Consider the following 5,838-nt stretch of genomic DNA (forward strand, 5'->3'; position numbering starts at 1 on the left):
TCTCAAGGACGCCGCGCTGGAGCAGTACCTCGCGAGCGACGACGCCAGGCGCGCAGTCACCGTGAGTCTCGTCGCGCAGGTGGCCGACGGTTACTTCACACTGCGCGAGCTCGACGAGCGCATTCGGATCACTCGCGACACTATCCGCACCCGCGAGGAGTCGCTGCGTCTCTTCAAGCGCCGCCTCGAGGTCGGTACGGCGACGCGCCTGGACGTGGCGCAGGTCGAGACGCTGCTCACGCAGGCACAGTCGCTCGGCGCACAGCTCGAGCAGGCACGTGCGGCGCAAGCCCACGCGCTCATGCTGCTGGTGGGGACGCAGCCGGCAGGGCTCGAAGACCGCACCGCGAACCTGAACGACACGGATCCGATGCACGAGCTGCGTGTCGGATTGCCCTCGGAGCTGCTCCAAGAGCGGCCCGACATCATCGCCGCCGAGCATCTTCTACGGGGCGCGAACGCGAACATCGGCGCCGCGCGCGCCGCATTCTTTCCGAGCATCACGCTGACCGGATTCTTCGGCACGGCGAGCGCCGAGCTGGACAGCCTGTTCGACTCGGGAACGAAGGCGTGGCTCTTCGCGCCGCAGCTCGTCCTCCCGATCTTCGACGTCGGCCGCCGGCAGGCCAACCTCGACCTTGCCGAGGTGCGGCGCGACGTCGCGGTGGCCGGGTATGAGCGCACCATCCAGACCGCGTTTCGCGAGGTCGCGGATGCGCTCTCCGCCCAGCACTGGCTCGCCGAGCAGGTGGCGATTCAACAGCGGGCGGTCGCAGCGCAGCAGGAACGCGCGCGGCTCGCGCAGATGCGCTACGACCGGGGCAAATCCGCGTTCCTCGAAGTGCTCGACGCGCAGCGCGACCTGCTCACCGCCGAGCAACAGCTGGTGCAGCAGCGGCGGGCGCTGCTCTCCAGCCGTGTCGCCCTCTACGCGGCGCTCGGTGGCGGCAGCCAGCATTACGGCGAGCCGCCCGTGCTGTCCTCGCGATACGAAGCGCAGCAGGCGAAACAATGACAGCGGCAACGGCTGCCGAGAGTGACCCCAGCCGCCGCGCGTCACGGGCGCGAGCGACGCGTAATCGGTGAACGCGACATCGAGGTGTCGTACGCGAACGCAACAGTGATCAACATTCCGCAGGCAGGTGCAAACATGGCCAACATACCGGGTTCGATTCCGTCGCCCTTCGATCCGCAAACGATGCCGCCGGGGGCGCAGCAAGTTTTCGATTACTGGGTCGACGGCTGGCAGCGCACGATCCTGTTCTGGGACGTGCTGCGCCGGCGCAGCGACCAGTACTACCAGCAGCGGGCGCAACCGGTGCCGCACGTTCTCAGCTTCGATGCGGAGCTCGTGCTGGATGCGCGCACTTTCGAGCGTCCCGCCAACTACCTGCTGGTGCGCATCAAGCCGCCGAGCGGGGTGACCATCGACCCCAGGAAGCGGCCATTCGTGGTCGTCGATCCGCGCGCCGGTCACGGACCGGGGATCGGTGGCTTCAAGGCCGACAGCGAACTCGGGGTGGCCATGCGCGCCGGGCATCCGGCGTACTTCGTCGGGTTCACCCCTGATCCCATGCCTGGTCAGACGATCGAAGACGTGATGCGCGCCGAGGCGGTGTTCCTGGAGAAGGTGAACGCGCTGCATCCCGACGCCGACGGCAAGCCGTGCGTCATCGGAAACTGCCAGGCCGGCTGGGCGGTGATGATGCTCGCCGCGACGCGGCCGGAGCTGTTCGGTCCGCTCATCATTCCCGGCTCGCCGCTTTCCTACTGGGCAGGCATCGAGGGGGAGAAGCCAATGCGCTACAGCGGTGGCCTGCTCGGCGGCACCTGGCTCACCGCCCTCAGTGGTGATCTCGGCGCCGGGAAGTTCGACGGCGGGTACTTGGTCTCGAACTTCGAAAATCTGAATCCCGCCAACACGCTGTGGACAAAGAACTACGACGTGTGGTCGAAAGTGGACACGGAGGCCGAGCGCTTCATCGAGTTCGAGAAATGGTGGGGCGGCCACGTCAATCTCAACGCCGAGGAGATGCAGTGGATCGTCGATCAGCTCTTCATCGGCAACCGTCTTGCCACCGCCGAGATCGTCACCCGCGACGGGGTCCGGATTGACCTGCGCAACATCCGCTCGCCGATCGTCTGCTTCTGCTCCAAGGGCGACAACATCACGCCGCCGCAGCAGGCGCTGGGCTGGATCGTCGATCTGTACGAGAAGGACGAAGACATCCTCGCCGCCGGCCAGACCATCGTCTATGCCATCCACGAGACCGTCGGCCACCTCGGCATCTTCGTCTCGGGCGGCGTGGCGCGGAAGGAGCACGGCGAGTTCGCGACGAATATCGACCTGATCGAAGTGCTGCCGCCCGGCCTGTACGAAGCGGTGCTGACGCCCAAGACCGACGCGGTCGTCAATCCCGATCTCGTCGGCGGCGACTGGATCGTGCGCTTCGAGAAACGCACCCTCGGCGAGTTGCGCGCGATCGTCAAGCCCGACCCCGAGAGCGAGCGACGATTCGGCGCGGTACGGCGCGTCTCGGAAACCAATCTCGCCCTCTACCGCACGTTTCTGCAGCCCTTCGTCAAGGCCTTTGCCACCGCGCAGAGCGCGCAGTGGCTGCACCAGCTCAACCCCGCCGAGATCTCCTACGAGCTCTTCTCGGACCGCAATCCACTGATGCGCCAGATCGGCGAGCTGGCTGAACAGGTGCGCCAGCAGCGCCGACCGGTCGCGCCCGACAATCCGCTGCTCCAGATGCAGGCCATGATGTCGGAGCAGATCATCGCCGCCCTCGACGGCTGGCGCGACTGGCGCGACCACACGCTGGAGCAGATCTTCCTGAACGTGTACAGCTCACCACTGGTGCAGGCGCTGACCGGCGTGAAGGATGCCGATCAGCCGCGCCGGCGTCCCGGCCTCGAACCGGAGCGGATCGCCCTCATCCAGCAGCGCATCACCGAGATCAAGGCGCGCATCGCGGAAGGCGGTGGGCGCGAGGCCGCCATCCGCGGCTTGGTCTACATCGGCCTCGCCGGCCACAGCGTGGACGAGCGTGCCTTCAACGAGCTGCGGCGACTGCGTGCCGAGCACGGCGGCATGACCCTGCAGGAGTTCAAGGAGGTGCTGCGCGAGCAGTTCTTCGCGCTTCTGCTCGATCGCGACGCGGCGCTTGACGCCATTCCGAAGATGCTCCCCGAGGACCCTGCCGAGCGGGCTAGGCTCCTCGACGCCATCCGCGCCGTCGCGTCGGCGTCGGGGGAACTCGAAGGCGAGCGGGCGGAGCGGTTGCGGCAAGTCGAGCAGCTCTTCCAGGCCGGGGGCGACGCACCGAGCGAAACGCGAGCTGCCGTGCAGGAGATGCGTTCAGCCGCGCCGATGAAGCGGAAGCGCACGTGAGGGCGGGCCGTGCCATTCGCGATCGGCGCGTTTGCTGACGCAGATGCGGAGGTCGGGACGGGGCGGTCGCAGTGTGCGGCGCCGGAGCGAGCCGGATCGTCGAAACCGCCACGGTCAGCCGGCCGCAGCCGACGCGATGTGGTAGCCTGAACAGCGCTTGCCGCCGCAGGGGGATGGGCAGCGCTCGCGTTACGGAGGGGAGGAGTCGAGTTGGATCTGGATCCGGTGTTTTTGTCGCGCCTGCAGTTCGCCTTCGTCGTCTCCTTCCACATCATCTTCCCGGCCTTCACCATCGGCCTCGCGGCCTGGCTCGCGACGATCGAGGGGGCGCACCTGTTCACGCGGCGCGAGGTCTACCGCCGCGTGTTCGACTTCTGGCTCAAGGTGTTCGCCGTCTCTTTCGGCATGGGGGTGGTCACCGGCATCGTGATGGCATTCCAGTTCGGCACCAACTGGGGTGTGCTGTCCGAGCGCATGGGCTCGATCCAGGGGCCGCTGCTTGGCTATGAGGGCTTCACCGCCTTCATGCTGGAAGCCACGTTCTTCGGGGTGATGCTGCTGGGGCGTGACCGCGTCTCGCCCGGCTTCTACTTCTTCGCCTGCTGCATGGTGTCGCTGGGGACGATGTTCTCGTCGTTCTGGATTCTCGCCAACAACAGCTGGATGCAGGTGCCGGTCGGCTACAGCTTGGTCGACGGCCGCATCGTGCCGGCCGACTGGTGGTCGATCACGACCGGAGCGGTGATGCGCGTGCGCTGGCCGCACATGCTGCTCGCTGCCTTCCTCACCACCAGCATGTGCGTGGCTGCCACCGGCGCGTGGTACGTGCTGCGCGGCGTGCACCGTGCCGAGGCGCGAGTGATGCTGCACTGGGGGCTCGGGCTCGCCGCCGTGCTGATTCCGGCGCAGCTTCTCCTCGGCCACCTGACGGGTCTCTATCTGTACAAGCACCAGCCCGCCAAGCTGGCGGCCATCGAGGCGCGCTGGCACTTCGAGCAGCCCGGCAACGAGGTCTGGCTCGCCTGGCCCGACGAGAAGGGAGAGCGCAACCTCTTCGCGATCCAGACGGCGGGTGTCGGCAGCCTGATCGACACCGGCGACTGGAACGCGCCCATGCCCGGCTTGACTGATTTCCCCGTCGAGGACCGGCCGCCGGTGCTGATCCCGTTCTTGACCTTCCGCATCATGGTGGGGATGGGGCTCGTCATGCTCGCGGTTTCCTGGTTTGGCAATCTCCTGCGGCTGCGTGGCCGCCTGGAGACGACACGCTGGTTCCTACGGGCTGCCTTCCTCGCGTTTCCGACCGGATTCATCGCGACGCTCGCCGGCTGGTACACCGCCGAGGTCGGACGTCAGCCCTGGGTGGTGTACGGGCTGTTGCGCACCTCGGAGGCGGTAACGCCATCGCTCAGGGGGAGCGACGTGCTCTTCTCGCTCATCGTTTATGTCGTCGTCTACGCGACATTCGTATCCTTCGGCATCCATTACATCTATAAGCTGCTGCGAGAGGGACCGACGGCGCCCGCGCGGGCGATTCCCGGAACCACACCGAACCGTCCGCTGGCCTACGGTGGTGCCGCGGACAGCGCGACCGGCGTATCCGCGCGAGGACCGCTGTAGCCATGCCGCCCTCGGATCTCGCACTCTTCTGGGCCGGCGTCATCGCCACGGCGATCCTCGTCTACGTCATCCTCGACGGCTTCGATCTGGGCGTCGGCATCCTGTTCGGCACCACCGGCGACGAGGCGTACCGCACACAGATGATGGATGCGATCGCCCCTGTCTGGGACGGGAACGAGACCTGGCTCGTCGTCATCGGTGCCGGGCTCTTCGCAGCTTTCCCCGTGGTCTACACGGTGTTTCTCGGCGCCTTCTACATCCCGGCGCTGCTGCTCCTGATCGGACTCATTTTCCGTGGGGTGGCGTTCGAGTTCCGCGATCGCAGCAATCGCATGCGCAAGGTCTGGGACTGGGGGTTCTGCCTGGGCTCGGTGGTGGCGGCGTTCGTTCAGGGTGCGGCGATCGGCGCCATGATGCGCGGCATCCCGGTGGCGGACGGGCAATATGCGGGCGGCGCGTTCGACTGGGTCGCGCCGTTTCCGCTGTTGACGGGGGTTGGGCTCGTCTTCGGCTACGCCCTGCTCGGCGCCGCCTGGCTCGTGCTGAAGAGTGAGGGATCGCTGCGTGATTGGGCCTACCAGCGGCTGCCCTGGATGGCGGGCGCGATGGTGGTGGTGCTTGGCATCGCGACGGTCGCCACCCTGAACCGGAGCGAACTCGCGCAGAGCCATTGGGGCGAACGGCCGTGGGGCATCGTGTTCCCGATCCTCGGGGCGATTGCCGTGGCGGGCGTGTTCCTGGGGGCCTGGCGCCGGCGCGACGGCGTGCCGTTCGCCATGGCGGCGCTTTTCTTCCTCAGCGCCTATCTCACCCTCGGCGTC

General features: G+C 67.2%; 4 protein-coding genes. All 4 read left to right on the plus strand.

Going from position 1 to position 5,838, the window contains the following annotated elements:
* Positions 1–1,015, plus strand: a 1,015-nt coding sequence (locus JNK68_13010; GenBank protein ID MBL8541274.1) for an efflux transporter outer membrane subunit, incomplete at its 5' end; no start/stop codon positions are given.
* 183 nt (positions 1,016–1,198) lie between these two features.
* On the plus strand, positions 1,199–3,397 hold the full coding sequence (locus JNK68_13015; protein ID MBL8541275.1) for a DUF3141 domain-containing protein: 2,199 nt from the start codon (positions 1,199–1,201) through the stop codon (positions 3,395–3,397).
* A 210-nt stretch (positions 3,398–3,607) separates the two neighbouring features.
* Positions 3,608–5,017, plus strand: coding sequence for a cytochrome ubiquinol oxidase subunit I (locus JNK68_13020; GenBank protein MBL8541276.1), 1,410 nt, complete (start codon positions 3,608–3,610; stop codon positions 5,015–5,017).
* 2 nt (positions 5,018–5,019) lie between these two features.
* On the plus strand, positions 5,020–5,838 hold an 819-nt coding region (gene cydB, locus JNK68_13025; protein ID MBL8541277.1), incomplete at its 3' end, for a cytochrome d ubiquinol oxidase subunit II.

The organism is Betaproteobacteria bacterium (assembly GCA_016791345.1).
Taxonomy (GTDB): domain Bacteria; phylum Pseudomonadota; class Gammaproteobacteria; order Burkholderiales; family JAEUMW01; genus JAEUMW01.